This window comes from Streptomyces litchfieldiae (assembly GCF_031845365.1).
GTDB classification, from domain to species: domain Bacteria; phylum Actinomycetota; class Actinomycetes; order Streptomycetales; family Streptomycetaceae; genus Streptomyces; species Streptomyces litchfieldiae.
This window is the reverse complement of record NZ_JAVREL010000025.1, coordinates 1-25,247: the sequence shown is the minus strand read 5'-3', so window position 1 is coordinate 25,247 and position 25,247 is coordinate 1. Positions and strand designations below refer to the sequence as shown.

The window sequence follows — 25,247 nt, the reverse complement described above, 5'->3', positions numbered from 1 at the left end:
CGGGACGGGACGCGCGGCGGAACGTGCGGCTCCGGGTGGGGAGTTACTGGTTGTCCGGGCCGTTCAGGATCCAGGAGAGGTTGAACCGGCGCCAGACGATGGAGCGGTAGGAGTCCCCGCCCGTACCGTCGTTGAAGAAGTCGGCCTCCACCAGTGCGCCGATCCGGTAGTCGGCGGTCTTGGTCATGCTGGAGTAGCCGCCCTCGTAGCCGGCTCCGGAGACGGGCGCGTCGCCGAGGGCGCGGCTGTAGGTGTACGTGCGGGCGTCGTCGTCGTAGCTGATGCGGACGCGCATGGCTCTGCGGCTGCTCGTCGAGGCCGAGTTCAGGAAGATCGTGCGAGCCGGGGAGTCGAGGTTGTACGAGAGCACCGAGCCCTGGCACAGCGGGTCGGGCAGGGCCGTGTCGGCGCTGAAGGCGCCGAATCCGTTCAGCGTGCCGCGGCCGACCAGGCGGTAGTCGGCGGAGCCGAGCGGCCGGTCGTTGCGGTAGAGGTTGCCGTCGGGGGTCTGGGCGATCGTGCCCTCGCTGCCCGCGCCGTTCAGCAGTTGGTAGGACCAGGTCCGGTTGCCGGGGGTGCCGGTGCCGATGATGTTCCGGCCGTGGGCCGGGATCACGAGCTGTCCGGAGCGCATCCTGATGCCGTTGCCGGGGCCGACGGCGTCCCACGCCCAGCCGTTCGGGGTGAGCTGCGAGGTCATGTCGCGCGGCGTGGACCAGGTGTTGCCGTCGTCGGTGCTGGTGGTCAGGAAGAGCCGGCGCCGGCCCTCCTCGGTGGCGTCGACCGGCTTGGTGCGGGTGCCGTCCGGCAGCAGTTGGTTGCCCAGGAGGCTGCGGTCGCCGGCGTTCCACGACAGGAACAGGTAGATGGTGTTCCCGTCCACCACCGGGGTGGGGTTGCCCCAGGTGCCGTTGCCCGATCCCACGACCTCGCGCAGGGACTCCCAGTCGGCGGGGTCGGCGCCGTTGTCGGTCGTGGTCCGGGTGCGCTTGTAGACGAGGTTGATGTCGCCGTAGTCGAGGTTGTTGTGCCGCCGCCCCTCCGCGAAGGCCAGCAGCCGGCCGGTGCTGGTCGTCACCACGGCGGGGATCCGGAACGAGTGGAATCCGACGCCGGAGGAAAGCTTGTCCGGGGACGACATGTTGGCGCTGCGGAACAGGACGAACTCGCGGTGGTACTGGGCGGCCGAGGCGGCGGGGTCGTCCACCGCGGCGGCGGCACCGGAGGGTTGCGCGAGGAGGGTCAGGGCGATGCCGAGGGCAGCCGCGACCGCGGCGGTGAGGCGTGTGAGGGTTTTCAATTCAACTCATTTCCGGCTCGCGTGATTGCGGAGGCTACTGTCCGGAGGACTCGTGAACGCGGAGACGCAACGGTCGGCACGATGGGCCAACTCCGCCGTACATCAGGAAAGTTGATAGGTTCCTGACAATGTAGGCGAAGAGCGGCGGCGCGTCCAGATATTCACATCCACAAAGGATGCAGTGAACGACCCTGGCCGACGAGTCGTTCACCTGGCGTGCGTGAGGGCTTCTCGACCCCGGGGCGCGGCGGTACGCTGCCAGCGCTCTGCAAGAAATCGACTGCGGCCCGACCTGCCCCCTGGCCACCACCGGCCGCGCCTACTACGGCGACCACGTCGAGGGCGAGGTCACCGCCGCCGATCACGGCGTGGTGGAGAGCGCGAGCGGACCCGTCGCGGAAACGCTGGAACAGCCCCTGGTCCAGCACGTGCAGCGGCTCAACCGGATCCGGCGGGCCATACCCGCGCTCCAGAAGGGCCAGTACTCCACCGAGGGCGTGAGCGGACAGATGGCGTTCAAGCGCCGCTACACCGAGGGCGGGACGGACAGCTTCGCGCTGGTCACCGTCACCCACGCCGCGACGTTCACCGGCGTCCCCAACGGCACCTACACCGACGCCGTCACCGGTGACAGCGTCCGGGTGACCAACGGCACCCTGTCCGTGGCCGCCCCCGGCCGGGTCGGCGAGGCCGGGCCCTATCTGCACTGACCCCATACCGTCGGGAAACCCCTCCCGCCCGGCCGCACCGGCCGGGCGGGAGCACGTTTTTGGAGAAGCGTCTCTTCAGGGAATAACCAGTGCATGGAGAGCCCTCTTACTTTCGTCGGCCCGAAAAGCCGTTCGGTTCCCGCGAGTTGACGGTGAATTTCTGGCCGGTTTTCCGCGTTGTGCGCCCGGCGGTGAGGCGCACCATGGAGGCGATCACGGAATTCCGTTTCTCCCTCTCCCCCGGGTCTCCTACCGAAAAGAGGCTCAGTCAGACATGCACTGGTATGAGGACGAATCATTTTGGTCGGATTTCTCCGACACGATGTTCTCCCGGCGCCGGCAGGACGAAGTGGCCCGGCTCGTCAAGGAATCCCCGCTGCTGGCGTTCGGCGACAGCGCCCGCGTGCTGGACCTGTGCTGCGGGCCGGGCCTGTTCCTGGTGCCGCTGGCCCGCCGCGGCCACGCCGTCACCGGCGTGGATCTCAGCCCGCTGATGCTGGACCGGGCCCGCGGGGCCTGCGCCGCGGACGGCGTCACGGCCCGGCTGGTCCGCGCGGACATGCTCACCCACGTCGAGCCCGGCTCCTACGACGTGGTGCTCAACGTCTTCACCTCGTTCGGCTACTTTCCCGCCCACGAGGACAACGTCCGGGTGCTGCGCAACGCCCACGACTCCCTGGTGCCCGGCGGCACGCTGCTGGTCGACGTGCTGGGCAAGGAGGTGCTGGCCGGCTGGATCGGCCGCCCCCAGGTCGTGGAGCTCGACGGCGCCTATGTGGTGCAGCGCGACACCGTCCTGGACGACTGGCGGCGGCTGCGCACCGACTGGACGCTCGTGCGCGACGGCACCGCCCGCGAGGCGTCGATCACCTGCTGGCTCTACAGCGGCGCCGAGTTGAGCGACCTGTTCCGGGAGGCGGGCTTCACGGACGTCGAGTGTTTCGGCGACTTCGACGCCGCCCCCTACGACCAGCGCGCCACCCGGCTCATCGTCCGCGGCACCCGGCCACCGGCGCGGGCCGCCTGACCCGCGCCGACCCGCCGCCCCCCACCGAAGGACACCCGCGATGCCCAGACCGCCGACCCACGGCACCGTCTCCCCCGTTCCCGTGATCCATGACCACGTCACGGACGCCATCAAGGCCCCCGACCTGATCCGGCTCGGGCCGCGCACCGTGCTGGCCCGCTTCGAGACCCTGAAGGTCTACGCCGCGCTGGGCGCCGTCCGCACCCTGCTGGAACGCGGCACCATCACCCCCGGCCAGACCCTCGTGGACAGCTCCAGCGGCATCTACGCGCTCGCCCTGGCCATGGCCTGCCACCGCTACGGCCTGCGCTGCCACATCGTCGCCTCCACCACCGTCGACACCACCATGCGCCTGCAACTGGAGATCCTGGGCGCCACCGTGGACCAGATGCCGCCCTCCCGGGATCTGCGGCTGGACCAGGAGAGACGCGTGCGGCGCGTGCGCGAACTCCTCGGCCGGCGGCCCGGGATGCACTGGATGCGCCAGTACCACGACGCGATCCACTACGCCGGGTACCACGAGTTCGCCGACCTGGTCGCCGCCGCGCTGCCCGGCAACGAGCTGACCGTCGTCGGCCCGGTGGGCACCGGCGCCTCCACCGGCGGGCTCGTGCTGCCGCTGCGCCGGCGCGGCCTTTCGGTGCGGCTGGTGGGCCTCCAGCCGTTCGGCAGCGTCACGTTCGGCAGCGACCGGTTCAGCGACCCGGAGGCCATCATCGCGGGCATCGGCAGCTCGATCCCGTTCGGCAACGTCCGCCACACCCTCTACGACACGCTGCACTGGATCGACTTCCGGCACGCCGTGGCCGGGGCGGTCGGGCTGCTGCGCGAACACGCCGTGTTCGCGGGGCTGTCCACCGGCGCCGCGCACCTGGCGGCCTGCTGGGAGGCGGCCCGCCACCCCGCCCGGACCCATCTCGTCATCGGCGCGGACACCGGCCACCGCTACGCCGAGCGGGCCTTCGCCCGGCACCGCGAGGCGCCCGACACCCGCACTCTCAAGCCGCACCAGATCACCACGCTCGCCGACCTCGCGCCGCCCTGGTCGGTCATGGAGTGGCGCCGCGGCGCCGGCCCACCCGGGTCCCTGCCCCAACCGCCCGCCGCCGGAGAGGAGTTCCCCACATGACCATCGCCGCCCTGGAGGCCCTGACCTTCGGCCTGGGCCACCTGGTCCGGGCCGCCGCGCACGCCGGGCACCGGCTGTGCCTGCTCACCCAGGACCGCGCGGTCTACCGTCACGAGCTGGCCCGGCTCGACCCCGGCGCCCTGGACGTCGTGGCGGCCGACACGGGCGACCCGGCCGCGTGCGCCGCCGCGCTGGGCCGGTACCCCGACCTGGCCGGACTGATCAACTGCACCGACACGTTCAGCGTGCCGGGCGCCGACCTCGCCGCCGAGCTGGGGCTGCCCGGGCCCGATCCGGCGGCCGTCCGGCTGATCCGCGACAAGCGCCGGGTCCGCGCCCTGCTGTTCGAACGCGGCCTCAGCCAACTGCGCGCGCTGCCCGTGGACCCCGGCCCCGGCTCTGCGGCCGAGGTGATCGGCTCGATCGGGCTGCCCGCCGTGCTCAAGGACTCGGCCGGAACGTCCTCCCGTTCCGTGTGGCTGGCGCGCGACGAGGACGCGCTGCGCGCCGCGCTGACGGCCGCCGCGAGCGCGCCCCTGAAGGGCGGGCTCTTCGCCGAACCGCTCGTCGCCGGGCCGCTCTACAGCGCCGAGACGCTGAGCTGGGCGAGGCGGACCCGGCTGCTGGGCGTGCACAGCCGGCAGTTGTCGCCCGAGCCGGCCGTCCGCGAGGAGGCCGCGGCGTTCCCGGTGGCGCTGCCGGACGCCGAGTCCGCCCGGGTCGAGGAGTGGACCGGCGCGCTGCTGGCGGCGGTGGGGCACGAAAGCGGCTTCGCGCACGTGGAGTTCATCCTGACCGCCGACGGCCCCGAACTGGTCGAGATCAACCGCCGCATCGGCGGCGCCCTGGTCGGCGAGGCGCTGTGCCGCCGCCTCGGCGTCAACGTCTACGAGGCCGAGATCGACACCGCTCTCGGCCGCCGCCCGGCGCTGCTCGACGCCCCGCCCGGCACCGGACCGGCCAGCGGGTTCGTGCTCGTCTACCCCGACGGCCCCGGCACGCTCACCGGCTGGCGGGGGCTGGATGACCTGTCGGCGTTCCCCGGCGCGCCCGAGTGGTACCCGACGCTGGCGCCGGGCGACCGCGTGGCGCACGTCGGGGACCAGCGGGGCTGCACCGGGATCGTGCTCGCCGAGGGCGCCACCGCCGAGCTGGCGCTGCACCGCGCGCTGAGCGCGGCCGGCAGCGTGCGGCCGGTCATGGAGCCGAATGGCCAAGGGAGTTGAGGCCACGGGCGCCAGGGCGCACCCGGCGCGTTCGCCGCTGCGGGAGCGCGCGTTCCTGCGGCTGTGGTCGGCGGCGACCGCCGCGGGGCCGGCGACCTGGGCGCTGCCGCTCGTCCTCGGGCTCGCGGTGCTGGAGGGAACGCTCTCCCCGGCGGCGCTCGGGCTGACGGTGATCGCGCCGGCGATCGGCGCGTTCGGGGCGGGCCCGGTGCTGGGCGGCTGCGCGCTGGTCCCCACCGCCCGGCACTTCTCCCGCCGTCCACCACCGACCCATTGACCCCCTGCGGGAGTTGGACTTACGTTCACCAGCGACTGGAAGGACGGCCATGGCGAATCCCCCCACACCCCGCCGCCCCCGTGCCCTCGCCCTCGCCGCCGGCCTGCTGGGCGCCTGCGCCGCCGCCGTGCCCGGCGCGGCCGGGGCCCTGACGTCCGGCCCGCCCGCGCCGGCCGCGGCCACCCCGTTCGCCGAGCACGGCCGGCTGACGGTGTGCGGCACCACGCTCTGCGGCGAGGACGGCACCCCGGTGCAACTGCGCGGCATGAGCACCCACGGCACGCAGTGGTTCGAGCACTGCGTCACCGACGAGTCCTTGGACGTGCTCGCCCAGGACTGGGGCGCGGACGTGCTGCGCGTGTCGACGTATGTCCAGGAGGACGGCTACGAGACGAACCCGGCGTACTTCACCGACCTGGCCAGCCGCGTCATCGACCAGGCGACCGAGCGCGGCATGTACGTCGTGGTGGACTGGCACATGCTCTCGCCGGGCGACCCCAACGCCAACACGGCGCTGGCCCGGCAGTTCTTCACCGACATCACCGAGCGCCACGGCCACCAGGACAACGTGCTCTACGAGATCGCCAACGAGCCCAACGGCGTGAGCTGGGCGGCCATCAAGCGCTACGCCGAGGAGATGGTCCCGGTCGTGCGCGCGGGCGACCCCGACGCGGTCGTCCTGGTCGGCACCCGGGCCTGGTCCTCGCTCGGGGTGTCGGACGGCTCGAACGAGTCCGAGGTCGTCGCCGACCCGGTGGACGCCGAGAACATCATGTACACCTTCCACTTCTACGCGGCCTCGCACCGCGAGGAGTACCTGTCGGCGCTGTCCCGGGCGGCGGACCGGATCCCCATGTTCGTCACGGAGTTCGGCACCCAGGAGTACACCGGCGACGGCCCCCACGACTTCGCCATGGCCCAGCGCTATCTCGACCTGATGGCGGAGAAGGGTGTGAGCTGGACCAACTGGAACTACTCCGACGACTTCCGCTCCGGCGCCGTTTTCCGGACCGGCACGTGCGACGCCGGCCAGTGGGCGGACCCGGGCGCCCTCAAGGAGTCGGGCGTCTGGGTGCGCGACCGCATCACCTGAAATGCGGTTGCCGCGGGTCCGGGCGCCTGTTGAGGTGGCCCGATGGACCAGGAAGCGGTACTCGCGCTCTTCGATCGACAGATGCGGCGGGAGGCGCCGGCCGACACGGCCGGCGCCCGCGTCGAGAGGGTGAACGGGGTGGTACGGCAGGCGGACGCCACCGGCGGCTGGAACGGGGTCCTGTGGTCGGGCCTCACGGCGGACTCGGCGGACGCGGCCATCGCCGCCCAGGTGCGCCACTTCGCCGCGCTCGGCCGGGAGTTCGAGTGGAAGCTGTACGCCCACGACGAACCTGCCGATCTGGCCGCCCGGCTGCTGGCGGCCCGGTTCACGCCCGAGCCCACCGAGTCGCTGATGGTCGCCGAGGCGGCGGACCTGGCCGCCCGGGTGGAGCTGCCCGACGGCGTCCGGCTGTGCCCGGTGACCGACGCGGCCGGGGTCGACCTCATGGCGGAGGTCCACGAGCGGGCGTTCGGCGGCGGCGGGGACCGGCTGCGAAGCCTGCTGCTCGCCCAACTGGCCGAGGCGCCGGACACGGTGGCCGCCGTCGTGGCCATGGCCGGCCGGGAGCCGGTGAGCGCGGCGCGCGTGGAGCTGCCGCTGGGCCGCGACTTCGCCGGCCTGTGGGGTGGCGGCACCGCGCCGGGCTGGCGCGGCCGGGGCGTCTACCGGGCGCTGATCGCCCACCGCGCCCGGATCGCGGCCGCCCGGGGCCACCGCTTCCTCCAGGCGGACGCCTCCGACCAGAGCGCGCCGATTCTGGGCCGCCTGGGATTCACGAGGCTGAGCACCACCACGCCTTTTCTGTACCAACCGGCGCCCGCGTGACGCCGTCGGCGGCGCTGATCCGGTCCGGCCCGGCGCGTTCCTAGGCCGGGCCGGGTTCGGCCTCCTCGCCCGTCTCGACGGCCCCGCCGCCGCGCCGCCAGCGGGCGATGCCGCCGTCCAGCGGTCGGGCCGGGATACCGTGGCCGCGCAGCGTGCGCACCGCGTGGGGCGACAGCACGCAGTAGGGCCCCTGGCAGTAGGCGATGACCTCGACGTCGCGGGGGATGCGGCCGAGGGCCTCGGAGAGGTCGGCGGCGGGCAGCGAGATGGCGCCGGGCACATGGCCCTGGGCGTACTCCTGGGCGGAGCGCAGGTCGACGACGATGGTGCCGGGGTCGCTGAGCCGGTCCCGCAGCTCCTCCACGGTGACCGGCCGCAGTTCCTCGGCGTCGCCGAACAGGTCGCCGATGGCGTCGCGCAGTTCGGCGAGCCGGGTCTCCGCGCAGTGCTGCAACGCCCCGATGCAGGCGGAGACTTCGGGGCCGGACAGCCGGTAGTAGACGTGGTTGCCCTGGCGCCGGGTGCTGACCAGGTTGGCGTTGCGGAGCTGCTGAAGCTGGGCCGAGGTGTTCTTCAGGCCCACGCCCGACGCGACGGACAGGCTCTCCACGTCGGATTCGCCCGCCTCCAGCACATCCAGGAGACGCAGCCGCACGGGGCTGGCCAGGGCCTTACCGATCCGCGCAAGCTGCGTGTACACCTGGAGCTCCACAAAGTCGGTCACGCGCCCCCCTGGTCTCCGGGTCCCGGATGACTCGCTCTTGCGGCATCCTCCTGGAGACTACTACTCTAAAAGTCGTTAGATCGTAAGAGCGACTGGGTAGTTCATGTTCAGGACGTCCTCGATCTCCAGTACGGCGGAGCGGGTGGGGGCGGCGTCACACGCGGCGAACTCCTCGCGCACCCGGGCCAGGCGGGTGCGGACGCGTTCGGACTGGAGCTGCGGGCGCAGAGCCAGTCCACCGCGGACGGCGTCCGCCGCGCCGTCGGCCTCGCCGCGGGCCAGCCGGGCGCTGGCCAGCGAGATGCTGTGCAGAAGCCGGTCGCGCGGCTGCTGTTCGCCCAGCAGTTCGAGGCCGCGCGACAGGTCGTTTTCGGCGCGTTCGGGCTGGGCCAGGTCCAGCCAGGCGCGGCCGGCGTCGGCGATCAGGACGGCGGGGCTCACCCAGCCCGCCCAGGAGGGCTCGGCGGGGGCGGCGGGCAGGACGCACAGCTCCGTCGCCTCGAACGCGGCGTGGTGGAACGCCCATTCGTCGCCGAGCTTGGCGTGCACGCGCGCCTCGCGAGAGGCCAGCAGCGCGCGCAGGCGGCGGTCCGCGCGGTCGCCCAGGCCCTTGCGCGCGATGCGCACGAGCTGGAGCGCGGGCCGGTCCTGGCCGTTCCACATCGCCTGATAGCCCAGGCAGGACAGGATGTAGGCGCCCAGCGGCCGGTCGCCGGCGACGGTGGCCGCGCGCAGGCCCAGCAGGTAGTAGCGGCGGGCGGCGGCGTCCCGGCCCAGGTCGGTGGCCAGCCAGCCGGCGAGCTGGGCCAGTTCGGCGATGTCGCGGTGCAGCCGCAGCGCCTGGTCGCGGTCGTGGGCGCAGGTGCGCAGGAGCCGGGCGATCCAGCGCAGGTCGTGCACCATCCAGTCCAGGACGGCGGGCCCGCCCTGGGCCTCGTCGAGGGTGCGGAGCTGCTGGATGCGGTCACCGACGGCGGCGACCAGTTCGGAGCCGGCCGGCAGGCCCTCGGTGCGGGCGCGCAACCGGGGTCCCTCGTCGGTCAGCCAGTCCACGGCGGCCGAGAGCACGCTGTCGCGGTGGAGCGGCAGGATCTCCTCCAGTTCGGCCCACAGTTCCCGTTCGCCGCCGTCCATGCCGTCCGCGCCGTCGGCGGCCTCCGGGGCGCCCGCGGCGGTGCCTGGCGTTTCGGCCCCCGGGCCGCCGCTCCGGCCGGCCGCGAAACGGCCGGGCCAGATCGTGGCCGGGGAGATCCGCTGCCCGAGATGCGCGGAGAGAACCTGACCGACGATTCGGGGAATCTCGCCTCGCGGATACGAACCCTTGAGCCATCCATAAGGCGCCTTGAGGCTGATCGTGCCACTTCCCGCGGCCTTGTTGATCTCCCGGGCAAGCCTTTCCGGAGACCAATTGAGCTGGCCCAGAAATACGGAAAGCAATGTGCCTTCCTCTTGCGTCTGCTGCGTTTCCCGCCAGGTGTCGGTCATGTTCGAACTCTCCCGTGTGTTGTCCTCGCTCCCGCGCTGGCCAGGCGTCACGCCCTTCTCTGTCAGGTTGGTTCCCCCTTTGTCAGGTCGTCCCCGTGGTCAGCGGGGGGTCGGGTGGTCCCTGACCGTTCTGACTTGACACTAACCAACCTGACCACGATCGGCCCTTCCGTTTCCCAGACCCTGTCAAGTTGAATGACCGGCGTCGCACAACCAGGAATCAAGTGGTCGTCCAAGAAAGGATGAAATCGTGTCCGGCTTTGATATCGCCAAGGTTGGCGGACGTATCGGCGCGGTGGTGTCCGGCGTCGACCTGAGCTCCGAGCTCTCCGACTCCGTCTTCGCGCAGATCCACGCGGCGTTTCTCGAGTACAAGGTGCTGTTCTTCCGCGATCAGGAGATCACCGACGCCGACCAGTTGGCCTTCGCCGGCCGGTTCGGGCCGCTGACGCAGAAGCACCCGATGATGCGGACCGTCGACGGGGCGCCGCAGGTGATCCCGGTGGACGGCGAGGACCAGCGCGCCAATCACTGGCACACCGACATCAGCTTCACCCTCACCCCGTCGCTGGGCACGACGCTGCGCAGCGTGGTGCTGCCTCCTTATGGCGGCAACACCCTGGTCGCCAACGGGGCGGTCGGCTACAAGGACCTGCCCGCCGAGCTGCGGGAGATAGCGGACCGGCTGTGGGCGGTGCACACCAACCACGCCGAGCAGCCGAGGCTGGGCACCGAGCGGGGCGAGGAGGTCCGCAAGGCGTTCCTCGCCAAGCGGTTCGAGGCCGCGCACCCGGTGGTGCGGGTGCACCCGGAGTCCGGCGAACCCAGCCTGTTCCTCGGCGGGTTCGCGCAGCGCCTCGTCGGCATGTCGCTGCGCGAGTCGCGGCCGATCATCGACGTCCTCCAGTCCTATGTCCGCCGCCCGGAGAACGTGGCCCGCTGGACCTGGCGGCCTGGCGACGTCCTGATCTTCGACAACCGCAGCACCCAGCACTACGCGGTCAACGACTACGACCACCACAAGCGGGTCCTGCACCGGGTGTCGATCACCGGCGATGTGCCGGTGGGCCTCGACGGCAAGTCCAGCTACACGATGCGCGAGGAAGAGGACTGATGGCCGCGCGGGAGCGGGGCACGGGCGGGCCGGAGTCGTTCGTCGCGCGACTGCGCCGCCGGGAGCGCCTGGTGGGGTACTGGATCGCGTGCGACAACCCGATCGGCACCGAGCGCGTCGCCCGGGTCGGCTACGACTACATCGGGGTTGACGGGCAGCACGGCGTGATGAGCGTGACCGGCTGGCAGACGGCGATGCTGGCGGTGGACGCCGGGCAGCGCGCCGCTGGCGTCATCCGGGTGCCGTCGGTGGACCCGATCGCGATTGGCGCGGCGCTGGACGCCGGCGCCCGCGCGGTGATCGTGCCCATGGTGAACACGCCGGAGGAGGCGGCCGTCGCGGTCGCCGCGTGTCGGCACTGGCCGAACGGAACGCGCAGTCTGGGCGGGCCCGTTCGGGCCGAGCTGCGGCTCGGCTCGGTCCCGGGCGAGCTGGACGAGGCGGTGGCGTGCGTGGTGATGATCGAGACCGCCGCCGCGCTGGAGAACCTGGAGGAGATCTGCGCCACGCCCGGTCTGGACGCGGTCTACGTGGGTCCGGCGGACCTCTCGGTGGCGCTGGGCGGGCGGTACTTCGGGGACCCGGAGGTCGAGGCGAACCTCGGCAAGGCGCTGATCCGGATCACGGAGGCGGCCGAGCGGGCGGGCGTCGCCTGCGGCATCCACTGCATGGACGGCGCCGCCGCGGCCCGGCAGTTGGGTGAGGGCTTCACGTTCGCCACGGTCTCCAGCGACATCACGCACCTGGCGCAGATCGCCGCGGCGCACCTGGCCGCCGCCGGCGCGCCGGAAGCGAGTGGTCCGCGATGACGGGGACCACGCTGCACCCGGGGACCGCGGCCGGCCGCGTGGTGGCGTCGATGGAGGAACTGGTCGGGGAGACACCGCTGCTGGATGTCCGGCTGCCCGGCCTGGCGGCGGGGGCCAGGCTGCTGGCGAAGCTGGAGATGTTCAACCCCCTGGCCAACGTCAAGGACCGCGCGGTGCTGTACATGTTCACCGAGGCCGAGGAGTCGGGGCTGCTGCCGCCGACCGGCGGCACGGTCATCGAGTGCTCCTCCGGCAGCACCGGGATCTCGCTGGCCGCGCTGTGCGCGGTGCGGGGCCACCGCTGCATCATCGTGATGCCGGACAACGCCACGGAGGAACGCCGCCAGATCCTGCGGGAGTTGGGCGCCGAGATCATCTCGGTGCCAGCCACCGACGGGCTGCCGGCCGCCTGGGCGTTCGCCGAGGAGCTGCAGCGCGCCACGCCCGGCTCCTGGCTGCCGCACCAGGACACCAACCCGGCCAACCTCCGCGCCCACTACGAGACGACGGGGCCGGAGATCTGGGCGGCGACCGGCGGCGACGTGGACGTGCTGGTCTGCGGGGTGGGCACCGGCGGCACGCTGACCGGAGTCGCCCGCTATCTGAAGGAGCGCCGCGAGGTGCACGTGGTCGCGGTCGAACCGGCGTCCGCGGCCGTGCTGTCCGGCGGCGAGCCGGGTCCGCACGGCATTCCGGGCATCGGGGCCGGCTATGTGTCGGAGATCATGGATCTCGATCTGATCGACGAGGTCGTCGCGGTGCCGGACGAGGCCGCCGCGACGACGACTCGCGAGGTCACCCGGGCCACCGGGCTGCTCGTCGGCGTCTCCTCGGGCGCGGCGGCGTACGCGAGCCGCCTGACGAGCCAGCAACCCCGGTGGGCCGGGGCCACGATCGTCACCGTCTTCCCCGACACGGGCGAGCGGTACCTGTCGATGGCGCTCGGTTAGGCCCGCGTTCCGCATCGGCGAATGAGGATGAGCTGAAATGTGCCGAATCTACGGCTACTTCAACGCGACGGCGACCCCCCACGAACTGCGCACCGTCGCCGCGCTGCAACGGCACGGCGGCCCGGACAGCACGGGAAGCGCCCGGGCCGACGGGTGGGGCGTGGGCAACAACCGGCTGGCGATCGTCGACCTCGACGGCGGCCGCCAGCCCTACGACCTGGACGGCCGGATCACGGTCGTGTTCAACGGCGAGATCTACAACCACGACGAACTGCGCCGGAATCTGCGGCGGCTCGGCTACTCGTTCCCCGACCGCTGCGACGGCGGGATCCTCCCGGCGCTGTACGACGCGTACGGCGAGTCGTTCGTCGATCTGCTGGACGGCATGTACAGCATCGCGGTGCTGGACCGGCGCGCCGAGCCCAAGCTGCTGCTGGCGACCGACCACATCGGGATGAAGCCGCTGTACTACCGGTGGGACCCGGCCGAGCGGTCGCTGCACTTCTCCTCGGAGATCCCCGCGCTGCTGGCGTTCCGGCCGCTGAGCGGAGCCGTGTGGGCGCCGGGCCTGGACGCGTACCTGGCGAGCAAGACGCCGTTCGGCGAGCGGACGATGTTCGAGGACGTCCAGGTGCTGCCGCCGGCGACGACGATGGTGTGCGAGCTGGGCGGCGTGCCGCGCGCCGTGCGGCGCGAGCCGGACCGCGCGCGGCCCGTCGCGGCCGACGAGACCGCGGCCGGGGCGACGGTGCGGGAGCAACTGCGCGCTGAGGTCGGCCGGCTGCTGGTCGCGGACGTGCCGGTCGCCGTGATCACCTCCGGCGGGCTGGACTCCAGCCTGGTGACGGTGCTGGCCGCGGAGTACGGGCCGCTGCACTCGTTCAACATCGCCTACCGGGGCTCCTGGCCGTTCGACGAGCGGCGCTTCGCCCGGCAGGCGGCGGAGCGCGCGGGCGCCACCTACCACCAGGTGGAGATCGACCCCGCCACGTTCCCCGACCTCATCGAGGACGTCGTCTGGCACCTCGGGCAGCCCAACGCGGATCCGATCACGCTGAGCACGCACGCGCTGTTCGCCGCGGTGCGCGAGGCGGGCTTCAAGGTGGCGCTGACCGGGGACGCGGCCGACGAGGTGTTCGGCGGCTACGCGCGGATGCACGCCGCCGCCCGGGCCGCGGCGGCCGGCGAGGACTGGTACCCGGGCTATCTCGACGCGCTGGCGGTGCTGCCGAAGCACCGGCGGTACGGCCTGTACACCGACGAGTACCGGGCGTTCACGCGGGGCACCCCGGCGCTGCCCGCCGAGGCGCTGGACCTGCTGCGCGACGGCGGCGGGACGGCGCTGGAGCGCATCACGGAGTTCGAGCTGGGCTACCGGCTGCCCGCCTACCACCTGCGGCGGGTCGACCACCTGAGCATGGCCAGCTCGGTGGAGGTGCGGCTGCCGTTCTGCCAGCGGTCGGTCGTGCGGGCCGGCCGGCACCTGCCGGACCACCTGCGCATCGGGGACGGCAAGGTGAAGCGGACGCTGTACGCGGCGGCGGCCGGGCTGCTGCCCGACGCGGTGCTGAACCGGCCCAAGCAGCCGTTCACGCTGCCCATCACCGACATGCTGACGCCCGGCTGGCCGCTGTGGGACTTCGCCCGCGACCTGCTGAGCACGCCCCGGCTGCGGGCCGGCGGCCAGCTCGAACCGGGCGCCGTCCAGGGCCTGTTCGCCGCGCAGGCGGACCGGCCGGACGACACCGTGGCGCTGACGCTGTGGGCGCTGCTGGTGCACGAGGTGTGGCGCGAGCAGTTCTCGGTGGTGGCGCGCCGGGCCGAACCCGTGGCGGTGGCGGCGTGATCGGCCACCTCGCCTACGCGGCCGGCAGCCCGTGCCCCACGATCGTCCTGGACTCCAGCCGGCTGCCGCAGGACACCGCGAAGCTGCTGGAGAGCCTCACCGAGGTTCGGCGCTATCTGGCGGCGGCGGGCGGCGCGCACGTGCTGAAGTTCGCGCTGATGGAGCCGTCCGAACACCCCATGTTCGACCTGGACTACCGGTTCGTGCAGGCGCTGCCCGGCGGGCCGGACCGCTTCGACCTGCGGGGCTCCTGCGGCCACTCGATCCTCTCGGCCGTCCTGGCGGCCGAACGGGCGGGCGTGCTGCCGAAGCTGACCGCCGGTCAGCGGATCCGGGTCAACGTCCTCAACAACGGCGACAGCGTGGTCTGCGAGGTGGACGGGGTGGACCGCGACGAGGTCCAGTTCACCGTCTACTTCGTGCGGCCGGACGCGGTGCCGGTGACCCGGCTGCTGCTGACCGGCGAACCGGCCACCGAACTGACCGTGGACGGGGAGCGGCACGAGGTGTCGCTCGTGTCCTCCGGCAACGCCTATGTGTTCGTCGACGCGCGGAGCCTGGGCCTGCGCGACCACGGCGAACTGTTCTCCGCCGACGCCGCGTTGTTCGACCGGCTGTCGCGGATCCGGGTCGCCGCCGCCGGTCTGCTGGACTGGCCGGCCGAGGGGGCGTTCCCCAAGGTGGCGGCGATCATGCCGATGGAGGCCGGGAGGATCGCCGCCCGGGCGATCTCCGTGCCCCGCTGGCATCCGACGATCGCGCTGACCGGCGCGGTGTGCCTGGGGAGCGCCATCCAGGTCCCCGGCACCATTCCCTGGCGCGTGGCCCACGAGATGGGCTGCGTGGACGGCCTGATCGACATCGCCACCCCGGGCGGCGACACGGCGGTGACGGCCGCCACCGCCGACCGCGACGGCGGACCGGCCCTGCTGTGGGCCGCCGCGGGGCGCAAGCGCGTCACGTTCCAGGGTTCCTTCCTGCTCGAACCGTTGGCCTACCTGCACTTCGAGGAGATTGCCCAATGCCTGGCCGAGACAGCGATGTCCTCCTGAGGACCCAGATCTCGCCCGCGCTGCTGACCCGGCTGTACGAATCGGCCGAGCGGACGGCGGCGACGGGTGAGCCGGACCACGAGGTCCTGGCGGAACTACGCGAATCCGGCGTGCTCGCGACGGCCGTGCCCGTCGAGTACGGGGGCGCCGGGGGCGACGCGCGCACGGTGAACGCCGTGGTGGAGAAGCTCGCCCTGGTGAACCCCTCGGTGGCGATCATCGCCTTCCAGCACTTCGCGGTGAGCGCGCGCATCGCCGAATGGGGTTCGGAGCGACAGAAGAAGACGCTGCTGCCGGCGCTGGCCGACGGCTCGCTGCTGGCGGCCTCCGCGTGGAGCGAGACCGGGGCGGGCGCGGCGAAGCGGAAGCTGAGCAGCACCGCGGTGCGGCGCGACGACGGCGCCTGGGTGCTGGACGGCGCCAAGTCGTTCACCACCGGCGCCTCCGTCGCCGACATCTACCTGGTGCTGGTGCAGACCGAGGAGCCGGCCGAGGTCACGGACAGCGTGTACGGGTCCACCGGGCAGACGTTCTTCCTGGTGTCCGCCGACAATCCCGGGCTGGTGCCCGACCTGAGCCTCGACCTCGTCGGGATGCGGGGGTCCGCGACCGGCTTCGTGTCGCTGCGCTCCTGTGTGGTGACCGACGACGACCGGCTCGGGCCCGAGGGCCGCGCGCCGGAAATCATCGCCGGCGTACGGGAGTCGGGGGCCACGCTGGGCGCGGTGTCCATGGGCGTGGCGCGGGCCGCGTTCCAGTTGGCCGCGGGCCATCTGGAGAAGCGCGGGCTGTTCGGCAAGCCGGAGGTGCGGCACCGCATGGTCGGCCTGGCCACCCGCATCGAGTCCGCGGCGGCCATCGTGGAACGGGCCGGCGCGCGGACGGCGGCGAACCCGGGCCTGACCACGCTGCACAGCAAGCTGCACGCGTCCGGGGTGGCCGAGGACATCTGCCTGGACGTGGCCCGGATGCTGGGCTCGGCCGGCTATGTGACCGCCTCCCGGCTGAACCGGCTGCTGGCCGACGCCCGCGCGGTGGGCCTGATGGGACCGACGAACGACCTGTGCCGGGAGTTGGTGGCGGCGACATGGCCGAAGTGAACGCGACCGCCCCCGGGGACGCGGAACTGGCCGTCGTCGCCCGGAAGCTGGTGACCCCGCGCGGTGTGCGCCCGGGGCAGGTGCTGGTCAGGGACGGCCGGATCGCCGCGGTGCTGGGCCCGGGCCCGGCGCCCGCCGGCGTGCCGGTCGTCGACGCCGGCGACGCGTACGTGCTGCCGGGGCTGATTGACTCCCATGTGCACTTCCGCACCCCCGGGCTCACGCACAAGGAGGACTGGGAGCACGGGAGCCGGGCGGCCGTCGCCGGCGGCGTCACGACCGTGCTGGACATGCCGAACACGGTGCCGCCGACGCTCACGCCGGAGGCAGTGCGGGAGAAGGCGGCGCTGGTCGCCGGCCACTCGCTGGTCGACTACCAGTTCCACATCGGCGTGGACCCCGACCGGCCGGAGCTCATCGCCGAGGTGGAGTCCTCGATCGCCACCAGCGCCAAGATCTTCATGGCGGGCCACCACACCGCGCCCACGGTGATCCGGGACGCGGTGCAGTTGGAGAAGGCGTTCATCGCCGCGGCCGAGGCGGACGTGCAGCTCGTCCTGCACGCCGAGGACGACTCGCTGTTCGCGCTGCTGGACGGCTGGTGGGGCGATCCGGACAGCTACCAGGACTACGAGGCGCGCCGGCCGCGCAGCGGCGGGATCGCGGCGGTCGCCAAGGTCATCGAACTGGTGCGCAGGCATGGCACGAAGGCGCACATCCTGCATCTGTCCAGCGCGGAGGAGGCCGACCTGGTGTGCGCGGCCCGCGCCGCCGGGATGCCGGTCACGTTCGAGGTGACGGGCCACCATCTGTCGTTCACCGACGCGGACACCAGGCGGCTCGGCGCCCGGACCCGGCTGTCGCCCTCGATCCGCCAGCAGGCGGACCAGGACCGGCTGTGGCGGGCGCTGCGCGCCGGGCAGCCCAGCACGATCGGCAGCGACCACGCGCCGCACACCATCGAGGAGAAGACGCGGGGCGTCCAGCAGTCGCCGCCCGGGCTGCCGGGCGTGCAGGAGCTGGCGGTCGCGGTATGGACCGGGATGCGCCGGCGCTGGCCGGAGGAGGACCCGGACGTCGCGATCACCCGCCTGACGCGCTTTCTGTCCTCGGGCCCGGCCGAGCTGTTCCGGCTGCCCGGCAAGGGCCGGCTGGAAGCGGGGGCCGACGCCGACCTGGTCGTGTTCGCGCCGGAGGACGCCTGGATGCTGTCCGCGCGCGAGGTGCGGTCCAAGTGCGGCTGGTCGGCGTACGAGGGCTGGACGATGACCGGCCGGGTGCTGCGCACGATCCGGGCCGGGCGGGTCGTCTGGGACGCCGAGAGCGGGAAGTTCGGCACGTTCGAGGGGCGCTGGCTGTCGCCGCGGCAGTGCGATGGCGATCGCGGCTGAGGGCCGGGGGCAGGAGCGGACCACTTCGGAAGGCAGGCTTCGCATGGCGTTCAACCCCGTTTCAGGCATCCGCAGGCGGTGCGGGGGCTTCCTGCGCAACCGGCTGGAGGCACTTGACACCGTGGTCGAGCGAGACCCGTCCGTGCGGTCGCGGACGGAGGCGCTGCTGCACCCGAGCGTGCTGGCGGTGGCCGGCTACCGGGTCGGCCACCGGTTCTACCGGTGGGGCATGTACCGGACGGCCAGGGCCGTGTGCGCCGTCATGCGGATCGTCACCGGCGGCATCGAGATCCATCCCGGGGCCCGCATCGGGCGGCGGTTCTTCATCGACCACGGCTCCGGGGTGGTCATCGGGGAGACCGTGATTATCGGGGACGACGTCTCGCTGTTCCACCAGGTGACCCTCGGCTCCACGGGCTGGTGGCACGACCGGCACCTGGCGCCGGGAACGCGCCGCCACCCGCGGCTCGGCAACGGCGTGACCGTGGGCGCGAACGCCAGCGTGCTGGGCCCGGTCACGGTGGGCGACCACGCGGTGATCGGCGCGCACGCGCTGATCCTGCGGGACGTCCCCAGCTATGCGCACGTGCGCGCCCCGTTGGCCGAGGTCGTGCCGGTCACGCCGGTGATGCGGGTCGATCGCAGTGCTTGAGACCACCGTCGCACAGGGAGTTCGAACATGACGAGAAAGATCACCGCGGTGGTCGCGGGCGGCGGGATCGGCGGGCTGGCCTCGGCCGCCGCGCTGGCCCGGGCCGGTCTCGCGGTCACGGTCGTCGAGCGCGCCGAGCGCCTCGCCGATGTCGGCTCCGGCCTGGCGCTCTACCCCAACGGCGTGGCCGCGGCCGACGCCATCGGCGCCGGGCTGGGCAGGAGGATCCGCGCCACCGGGCACGTCGTGCGGCCGGACGAGAAGCGGCTGCTGCTGGACGCGGCCGGGAAGGTGCTGTCGGAGGACCCGATCGGCGACGTGGGCCAGCGGTTCGGCGCCCCGCCGGTCTTCATCCTGCGCACCGCGCTCCAGACGGCGCTGGCGGAGGAGGCCGTCGCCGCGGGCACCACGGTGCGGCTGGGCACCTCCGTCACCGGCTACGACGCGGACCCCAAGGGGGTGACCGTGCGGCTGTCGGACGGCGGGACGCTGACGGCGGACGTGCTGGTCGCGGCCGACGGCATCAAGTCGGTCATCCGCGAGGCCCTGTTGAACGACGGGCCGCCGCAGTACCGCGGCTACTCCTCGGTGCGCGGCCGGACCCGGGGCTCGGAGATGTACCCGCGGCCGTTCGTCGCCAACGGCCGGGGTCTCCAGCTCTTCGTCGCGCCGGTCGGCGACGACACCATGTACTGGACGGCGAAGATCACCGCGCCGCCCGGGATGTGGCCCGCCAAGGGCCCGGCCGGCGCGCGGCGCGCGCTGCTGGAGGCGCTCGCCGGGTGGCACCCGCCGGTGGTCCGGCTGATCGAGGGCGCCGAGAACGACGTGCTGGTGACCGACATCCACGACCGGGACCCGGTGACGCGCTGGACGGACGGCCGGGCCGTCCTGCTGGGCGACGCCGCCCACCCCATGGTCCCGGCGCTCGGTCAGGGCGCGAACATGGCGCTGGAGGACGCGGTCGTCCTCGCCGAGGCACTCGGCTCGGCCGCCTCACCGGCGGCGGCCGACGTGGCGGCGGCGCTCGCGGCGTACGAGGGCCGGCGCGTGGCGCGGGCCGCCAAGGTGGTGCTGCACTCGCGCCGCCAGGGCGACACCGACCAGGGCGCGGGCCGGTTCAGGGAGTTCGTCCGCAACGGCATGATGCGGTTCCGCGGGCGCAAGGACGCGGCGATCTTCGACGTCGTCGACTGGCGGCCCGCCGGGGCCCGACTCGAAGTGGAGCGGTCGTGATGCCTCACATCGTCCTGGTCAGCGGCTCGCTCCGGGTGGGTTCGACATCGGACAGAATCGCCACGTGGTGCGCGGAGCAGTGCTCCGCGCACGGGGCGACGACCCGGGTCTTCACCGGAGCCGAGCTCGATTTCCCCTTCTACCGCCCGGGCCTGTCCGAGGGCCACCCGGGCATCCGCGAGTTCCTGCGCGAACTGCGGCGCTCCGACGGCGTCGTGCTCATCTCCCCCACCTACCACGGCAGCGTCTCGGGGCTGCTGAAGAACGCCCTGGACTACGTCAACGACCTGGCCGGCCCCCGGATCTTCCTGGACGGGCGCACCATCGGCTGCGTCGCCATCGGCACGGGCACCCAGGGCACCGTGTCCACGCTGGGCACGCTCCGCACGATCAGCCACGCGCTGCGCGGCTGGCCGACCCCGCTGGGGGTGGTCGTCACCCAGGCCAGCCCGTTCGACGCGACGGGCACGGCCGGCGACGCGCACTGCCGGGGCCAACTGCTGGAAATGATCGCCCAGGTCCTGTCGATGAGCGAACGGCAGACCGTTCCCGTCCCCGCGTCCGTCGGGGCCCCCTGAGAGAGGAATTCACCATGACCAGTGACCAGACCTTCCCGGCGGGTCCCATCTGGCGCGACGCGAACGTCCGCTCGGGCCCCTCGCTGGAGGCGCCCGTCATCGACCTGCTGCTGCCCGACGACGGCACGAGCTACGACGCGGACGGCTGGACCTTCGGCGACAGGGTCGTCGAGGGCACGATCATCAGCGACATCTGGCTGCGGCTGTCGCTCGGCGGCTGGTGCAGCGCGGTCAACTTCGACCAGCAGACGATCGCGGGCATCCCCCGCGACGCGGAACTGACCGGACGACCGGGCGCGCCGTGAACGCCGCCGGTGACGGCGGCCGTTCGGGGGGCCGCCGTCACCGCGCGCCGTCTCAAGGGGGCATGAACGGGCTCACGAGCCCCATCGCCCATGCGGGCCGGGCGTTTCGAGCTCGGCCAGCTCCGGGAGCCGGTCCCTCATCCACCCGGCCGCAGTCGGTGTCAGCCCAAGACACACGTCCCATCCCCGGGCCTGAGCGTCGCGGATCGCGCGGTCAACGTACTGGACGGGCGGTGCGGCGGAGGCGAGCAGGTAGAGAACGCGCATGCTCATGCGCGGAGTCCACATCGCCGCGCCAGCATGCGCAACTCCCCACCGGCACCCGTTCCCCGGCAGGGGCGGGGCAGTTCGCTGTTGCCCGGCTACTGCCGGGGGTACCGTCCTGAGTGCCACCGCAGGACGAACCTGGAGACATCATGCGCGACGTGCTGCCCCCGTATCCCCGCTCCGGAATCGGGGCGTGATGGACGAGGCACAGTCCATCGGGCACCGGATGCGCGATGCGCGGCTCCGCCTCGGCCTCACGCAGGCCGATGTCGCGGCCGCTCTCGGCCGCACCCAGGGCTGGGTGTCCAAGGCCGAGAAGGGCCGCATCGAACTCGACCGCACCAGCGTGATCAACGGCATCGCCAGCGTGCTGCACATCCCCCAACGACCTGATCGAGCGCCCGTACCGGGGACCCGCCGCCGAGAACCAGTGGGAGGTGTCGGCCGCCGCGATCATACGAGAGCTCCGCCGCTACGACCTCTCCCCCGTGTTCGACGGGCAGCCCCGCCCGGCTTCCGGGCTCTGGCAGGAGACGACCACGCTGCACGGGATGCGGGACAACGCGCGGAACACAGCGATCCTCTCCGCGCTGCCCGACCTGCTGCGCGAGGCCCGGGCCCTGGCCGAGGTCTCCGACGGCCGGGAACGGGAGGAGGCGTTCGGCGTGTACGCCATCGCCTGCAAGTTCGGGCACACGGCCGCGCACGCGCTGGGCCACCCGGAGCTGGTGGCGATGACCTGCGAACGGGCTGCCTGGGCCGCGGCCCGGTCCGGTGACGAGTTGCTGCCCACCGTGGCCGACTGGATGCGGGTGTGGGACATGTGGGCCACCGCCGACTGGGATGACGCGGTGGCGCTGTCGGACAAAGCGCTACGGACGGTGGAACCGCTCTACGAGCGCGGCGACCCACTGGCCGCCCGAGTCTGGGGCAGCCTGCACCTCCGAGCCGCAGTGTCGGCCGCGCGGGGCTCTCGGGGCGCCGAGGCGAGGCACCGCATCGACCAGGCGCGGGAGGCTGCCGAACGCATGGCCCCGGCGCCGGTCATCGACCCGCACAGCCTGACGTTCAGCGCGGGAAATGTCGCGATCCACGGCGTGAACGTAGAACTGGAGATGAGCGAGCAGGACGAGGCGCTGCGGCTGCACCAGGAGATGGACGCGGCGGCCGTTGCCTCGCTCCCCCGGTCCCGGCGTGGCCACTACCGGTTGGATGTGGCGCGCGCTTATCTCTGGTCGGGGCAACGCGACCGCGCGCTGGCCGAGTTGGAGGCGGCGGAAGCGACCGCGCCGCAGCTCATCCGGAACCATCCCCTCGCACGCGCGACCCTGCGCCGCATCCGCGGCGCGGAGCGCGCCGGGGTGCCCGAGAGGCTGCGCCGGATGTCGTCAAGGTTCCGTCTGGATGACTGACCAGCGAATATTCCCCTGATTCACATTCATGGGTGATCAGAGACATACGTTGCGTCATCAATGAATCGTCGATGACGCAGGGGGTTTCTGGTGCAGACTCGCAGTCCCGAATGGATGCCCGCGCACGGCGTGGAACTGCTGCCGTGCGGCCGGTGGTTCGACGCCGTTCAGTTGCCGGAGTTCGTGGGCAGGCGCGTCCTCTCCCGCCTGCTGGACCGGACCGGGCCGGTGGTGCAGGACCAGGTGCAGGACATGCTGACCTGGCTCGTGGCTCCCGGGGCGGCGGACGGCTGGGAGGAGCGGGTGCCCGGCGTTGCCGTGCTCGGCGCGGGCCGGTCCCTCGCGGTACCGCCCGCGTCCTGGCGCTGCGGGCCCACGGCCACGGCCGGATCGTCCATCAGGTGGCTGACCCAGCCGACGAACACTGCCTCACCGATCCCGACACACTGTTCGGCGCGCTGCGGGCCGAGCTCCGCCCGAGGCTGCGCCGTGGCTGAACCCCTGCCCGCCACCCGGCCGTTGATCCCCTGCGCAGCCTGCCACACCTGTCACCCGGAAGGGACGCGGCACCTGTGCCTCGCGCCGCCCGAGCTTGCCGGTGTGGACCTCGACGGACGGCTGACACTCCGCCAGTGGATGGGCGCCGACTGCGTGCTGTGCGCCCGCAGCCTCGCCTCCCGGCTCGGCGCACAGGCCCGCGTCCTGGCCACCGTCCGGGGGTGCCAGCTCCTCGCCCACGCCCCGGACTGTCCGCCACGGAAATGAAGCCCGGCCGGGCCACCACCAACCACCACCACCGGAGATCCTGTTGACCGCGCACCTCATACCCAGCCACCAGCACTACGCCTTCGTGGGCGTGGAGGTCGACGCGGGCACCGTGCGACGCGGCGATCAAGTGATGGTCGGCGGCCAGGCGTTCACCGTGGCCGACATGACCACGCTCCCGCGCGGCGGGAAACGCCTGCACTTCGCCACCGGCGAGACCCTCACCATGCGCCGCACCACCGTTCTGTGGGCCACCCGCCGCTACGACCCACGCCTGCGCCGGAGAGCACGATGACGACACAGGCCGGGGCGCCTGGAGCGGGAGCGCTTGCAACGCGCCGAACGCGTCGGCTCGAATCCGACCCCGGGTACGCTGACCGGCCACTCCGCGATGTCGGCCGAACTGCGCCTTCCGGCCACCAACCCCTTGGTAGTGTCCGCTTCGTCCGCCACGCCGGCCGCAGAAACCCTCTTCTGACGGCCGATACCCCATCTCCATCACGAATCGGTGAGTACATGGACTCGGCGACCTGGACCACGATCAAGCGCCTCGTGGAATGGCTCGACGCCACTAGCAACCACAGCCCGGAGCTGACCCGCCTGCTGCGCGTACTCAAGATCCAGGAGGAGGCCGGGGAGGTCGCCGAGGCCATTCACGGTGCCATGGGATCGAACCCGCGGAAGGGCGCCAGCCACACGTGGACCGACGTGGAGAAAGAACTCTGCGACGTCATCCTCACAGGCATGGTGTCTTTGGCGACCATCAACCCCGACGCACAGAAGGTATTCGAGTATCACCTCAACCGCGTCGCCGACCGCTCTCTTGCTGCGGCGGAGCCAACCGCGTGAACTATGAGTCCCATGGCCCCGGCTGATGGTTGTCGATGTCGAGAGCAACGCCTGGAGGCACAGGTTGCCTGCCGACGGTGGCCGCGCTCCGGCGGCGGCGTGAAGCGCACAGTGTGCAGATCCATCCGTCTGGGTGCCCGCGGCCACACGCGTTGCACAACCGCCGTCCGGGGGACGGCCTATGCTGCCCGCCGTGAGCGATGACCAGACCCGGGGCGGGCCGTTGACGGAGACCGAGCAGGTCGAGCGGGTCGTGCTGCTGGTGCGCGACGTGCTGGGCCCGGATGTCCTCGGCGTGTATCTGCACGGCTCGGCGGTGCTCGGCGGTACCCGGCCGACGAGCGACGTGGATGTGTTCGCCGTCGTGCGGCGGTCCACGACGGAGGCGGAACGGCGGGCGCTCGTCGAGGGGTTGCTCGATGTCTCCGGCGCGCCGGCCCGGCCCGTCGAGCTGACCGTCGTCGTGCAGTCCGAGGTGCGGCCCTGGCGTTATCCGCCGCGCTGCGAGTTCCAGTACGGCGAGTGGCTGCGGGCCGACTACGAACGCGGCGAGACGCCGGCACCCGGGCCCATGCCCGACCTCGCCCCGCTGATCACGGTCGTCCTGCTCGGGAACGCCCCGCTGTTCGGGCCGCCGCCGGGCGAGGTGCTCGATCCCGTCCCGCCCGGGGACCTGCGCCGCGCGATCGTTGCCGGGGTGCCGGATCTGCTGGCGGAGCTGGCAGAGGACACCCGCAACGTGGTCCTGACGCTCGCCCGGATCTGGACGACGCTCGTGACCGGGGACATCAGGTCCAAGGACGCGGCGGCCGACTGGGCGCTCGCCCGCCTCCCGGCGGAGCACCGGCCGGTGCTGGCCCGCGCGCGGGCGTGTTACCTGGGCGAGGAGCGGGAGCGCTGGGACGACCTCGGGTCACGGGTGCGGTCGTATGCCGCCCATGTCGCCGGCGAGATCGAGCGCTTGGCCCCCTAGGGCCTGTATCGAGTTCCCGCCCGGGCCCGCGACGCCAGTCACGGCACCTCGCCGCTCCCCCAGACTCCGTCTGGGGGAGCGGCGAGGTGCCCCCAGCCGAATCGCGCGAGACGGCCGGGTATGAGCTGCGATCCGGTGCCTTGCTGGGG

Annotated in this window: 24 protein-coding genes and 3 pseudogenes; 23 read left to right on the top strand and 4 right to left on the bottom strand. The window is 72.6% G+C overall.

Annotation, left to right across the window (positions count from 1 at the left end):
• Positions 1 to 43: 43 nt before the first annotated feature.
• Positions 44 to 1,300: an exo-alpha-sialidase gene (locus tag RM590_RS30600; protein WP_311708020.1), complete on the bottom strand. Its 1,257-nt coding sequence runs from the start codon at positions 1,298 to 1,300 to the stop codon at positions 44 to 46.
• A gap of 269 nt (positions 1,301 to 1,569) precedes the next feature.
• Here RM590_RS30600 and RM590_RS30595 point away from each other — a divergent pair.
• From RM590_RS30595 to RM590_RS30565, 7 genes and pseudogenes are all read left to right on the top strand, one after another.
• Positions 1,570 to 2,010: pseudogene (locus RM590_RS30595) on the top strand (alpha-amylase); the annotation flags it as partial.
• A gap of 274 nt (positions 2,011 to 2,284) precedes the next feature.
• Positions 2,285 to 3,037, top strand: coding sequence for a class I SAM-dependent methyltransferase (locus RM590_RS30590; protein WP_311708019.1), 753 nt, complete (start codon positions 2,285 to 2,287; stop codon positions 3,035 to 3,037).
• A 40-nt stretch (positions 3,038 to 3,077) separates the two neighbouring features.
• A complete protein-coding gene (locus tag RM590_RS30585; RefSeq protein WP_311708017.1) occupies positions 3,078 to 4,166 on the top strand; it encodes a pyridoxal-phosphate dependent enzyme in 1,089 nt (362 codons plus the stop codon).
• Positions 4,163 to 5,392, top strand: a complete 1,230-nt coding sequence (locus RM590_RS30580; protein ID WP_311708016.1) for an argininosuccinate lyase — start codon at positions 4,163 to 4,165, stop codon at positions 5,390 to 5,392. The genes RM590_RS30585 and RM590_RS30580 overlap by 4 nt, the downstream gene beginning before the upstream one ends.
• The gene (locus RM590_RS30575) at positions 5,376 to 5,669 is read left to right on the top strand and encodes a hypothetical protein (protein WP_311708015.1); all 294 of its coding nucleotides are present in this window, start codon (positions 5,376 to 5,378) and stop codon (positions 5,667 to 5,669) included. The genes RM590_RS30580 and RM590_RS30575 overlap by 17 nt, the downstream gene beginning before the upstream one ends.
• Before the next feature lie 49 nt (positions 5,670 to 5,718).
• On the top strand, positions 5,719 to 6,762 hold the full coding sequence (locus tag RM590_RS30570; protein WP_311708014.1) for a glycoside hydrolase family 5 protein: 1,044 nt from the start codon (positions 5,719 to 5,721) through the stop codon (positions 6,760 to 6,762).
• A gap of 42 nt (positions 6,763 to 6,804) precedes the next feature.
• Positions 6,805 to 7,590, top strand: coding sequence for a GNAT family N-acetyltransferase (locus tag RM590_RS30565; RefSeq protein ID WP_311708013.1), 786 nt, complete (start codon positions 6,805 to 6,807; stop codon positions 7,588 to 7,590).
• Between the two features lie 40 nt (positions 7,591 to 7,630).
• Here the strand turns inward: RM590_RS30565 and RM590_RS30560 are convergent, their stop codons facing one another.
• Both RM590_RS30560 and RM590_RS30555 read right to left on the bottom strand, forming a co-directional pair.
• Positions 7,631 to 8,314, bottom strand: a complete 684-nt coding sequence (locus RM590_RS30560; RefSeq protein WP_311708012.1) for an ArsR/SmtB family transcription factor — start codon at positions 8,312 to 8,314, stop codon at positions 7,631 to 7,633.
• A 75-nt stretch (positions 8,315 to 8,389) separates the two neighbouring features.
• On the bottom strand, positions 8,390 to 9,799 hold the full coding sequence (locus tag RM590_RS30555) for an ATP-binding protein (protein ID WP_311708011.1): 1,410 nt from the start codon (positions 9,797 to 9,799) through the stop codon (positions 8,390 to 8,392).
• 250 nt (positions 9,800 to 10,049) lie between these two features.
• Here RM590_RS30555 and RM590_RS30550 point away from each other — a divergent pair, with 250 nt between their 5' ends.
• From RM590_RS30550 to RM590_RS30500, 11 genes are read left to right on the top strand one after another with little or no spacing between them, the layout of a single operon-like run.
• Entirely contained in the window at positions 10,050 to 10,913 is an 864-nt protein-coding gene (locus tag RM590_RS30550; RefSeq protein WP_311708010.1) for a TauD/TfdA dioxygenase family protein, read from the top strand.
• Positions 10,913 to 11,722 (top strand): HpcH/HpaI aldolase family protein, encoded by an 810-nt coding sequence (locus tag RM590_RS30545; RefSeq protein WP_311708009.1) that lies wholly within the window; start codon positions 10,913 to 10,915, stop codon positions 11,720 to 11,722. The genes RM590_RS30550 and RM590_RS30545 overlap by 1 nt, the downstream gene beginning before the upstream one ends.
• Positions 11,719 to 12,672: a PLP-dependent cysteine synthase family protein gene (locus RM590_RS30540; RefSeq protein WP_311708008.1), complete on the top strand. Its 954-nt coding sequence runs from the start codon at positions 11,719 to 11,721 to the stop codon at positions 12,670 to 12,672. The genes RM590_RS30545 and RM590_RS30540 overlap by 4 nt, the downstream gene beginning before the upstream one ends.
• A gap of 37 nt (positions 12,673 to 12,709) precedes the next feature.
• On the top strand, positions 12,710 to 14,518 hold the full coding sequence (gene asnB / locus RM590_RS30535; protein ID WP_311708007.1) for an asparagine synthase (glutamine-hydrolyzing): 1,809 nt from the start codon (positions 12,710 to 12,712) through the stop codon (positions 14,516 to 14,518).
• On the top strand, positions 14,515 to 15,570 hold the full coding sequence (locus RM590_RS30530) for a PrpF domain-containing protein (protein WP_311708006.1): 1,056 nt from the start codon (positions 14,515 to 14,517) through the stop codon (positions 15,568 to 15,570). The genes asnB and RM590_RS30530 overlap by 4 nt, the downstream gene beginning before the upstream one ends.
• Positions 15,540 to 16,670 (top strand): acyl-CoA dehydrogenase family protein, encoded by a 1,131-nt coding sequence (locus tag RM590_RS30525; protein ID WP_311708005.1) that lies wholly within the window; start codon positions 15,540 to 15,542, stop codon positions 16,668 to 16,670. Before RM590_RS30530 ends, RM590_RS30525 begins: the two co-directional genes overlap by 31 nt.
• Positions 16,658 to 18,061 carry a dihydroorotase gene (locus RM590_RS30520; RefSeq protein WP_311708004.1) on the top strand — a complete coding sequence of 468 codons (1,404 nt, stop codon included), beginning with the start codon at positions 16,658 to 16,660 and terminating at the stop codon, positions 18,059 to 18,061. The genes RM590_RS30525 and RM590_RS30520 overlap by 13 nt, the downstream gene beginning before the upstream one ends.
• A 43-nt stretch (positions 18,062 to 18,104) precedes the next feature.
• Positions 18,105 to 18,713, top strand: coding sequence for a serine O-acetyltransferase EpsC (epsC, locus tag RM590_RS30515; RefSeq protein WP_311708003.1), 609 nt, complete (start codon positions 18,105 to 18,107; stop codon positions 18,711 to 18,713).
• A 27-nt stretch (positions 18,714 to 18,740) separates the two neighbouring features.
• Entirely contained in the window at positions 18,741 to 19,949 is a 1,209-nt protein-coding gene (locus RM590_RS30510; RefSeq protein ID WP_311708002.1) for an FAD-dependent oxidoreductase, read from the top strand.
• Positions 19,949 to 20,527 carry an NADPH-dependent FMN reductase gene (locus tag RM590_RS30505; protein ID WP_311708001.1) on the top strand — a complete coding sequence of 193 codons (579 nt, stop codon included), beginning with the start codon at positions 19,949 to 19,951 and terminating at the stop codon, positions 20,525 to 20,527. Before RM590_RS30510 ends, RM590_RS30505 begins: the two co-directional genes overlap by 1 nt.
• Before the next feature lie 14 nt (positions 20,528 to 20,541).
• On the top strand, positions 20,542 to 20,832 hold the full coding sequence (locus RM590_RS30500; RefSeq protein ID WP_311708000.1) for a hypothetical protein: 291 nt from the start codon (positions 20,542 to 20,544) through the stop codon (positions 20,830 to 20,832).
• A 108-nt stretch (positions 20,833 to 20,940) separates the two neighbouring features.
• On the opposite strand, the pseudogene RM590_RS30495 reads toward RM590_RS30500, so the two are convergent.
• Positions 20,941 to 21,105: pseudogene (locus RM590_RS30495) on the bottom strand (flavoprotein); the annotation flags it as partial.
• 187 nt (positions 21,106 to 21,292) lie between these two features.
• Here RM590_RS30495 and RM590_RS30490 point away from each other — a divergent pair.
• The 5 genes and pseudogenes from RM590_RS30490 (at position 21,293) to RM590_RS30470 (ending at position 25,098) form a co-directional block, all read left to right on the top strand.
• Positions 21,293 to 22,511 (top strand): annotated as a pseudogene (locus RM590_RS30490) (helix-turn-helix domain-containing protein).
• A 90-nt stretch (positions 22,512 to 22,601) separates the two neighbouring features.
• Positions 22,602 to 23,276, top strand: coding sequence for a hypothetical protein (locus RM590_RS30485; RefSeq protein ID WP_311707999.1), 675 nt, complete (start codon positions 22,602 to 22,604; stop codon positions 23,274 to 23,276).
• 43 nt (positions 23,277 to 23,319) lie between these two features.
• Positions 23,320 to 23,571, top strand: coding sequence for a hypothetical protein (locus RM590_RS30480; RefSeq protein WP_311707998.1), 252 nt, complete (start codon positions 23,320 to 23,322; stop codon positions 23,569 to 23,571).
• 221 nt (positions 23,572 to 23,792) lie between these two features.
• Complete coding sequence (locus RM590_RS30475; protein WP_311707997.1) at positions 23,793 to 24,125, top strand: MazG-like family protein; 333 nt, start codon at positions 23,793 to 23,795, stop codon at positions 24,123 to 24,125.
• 193 nt (positions 24,126 to 24,318) lie between these two features.
• Positions 24,319 to 25,098, top strand: coding sequence for an aminoglycoside adenylyltransferase family protein (locus RM590_RS30470; protein WP_311707996.1), 780 nt, complete (start codon positions 24,319 to 24,321; stop codon positions 25,096 to 25,098).
• Positions 25,099 to 25,247 lie beyond the last annotated feature (149 nt).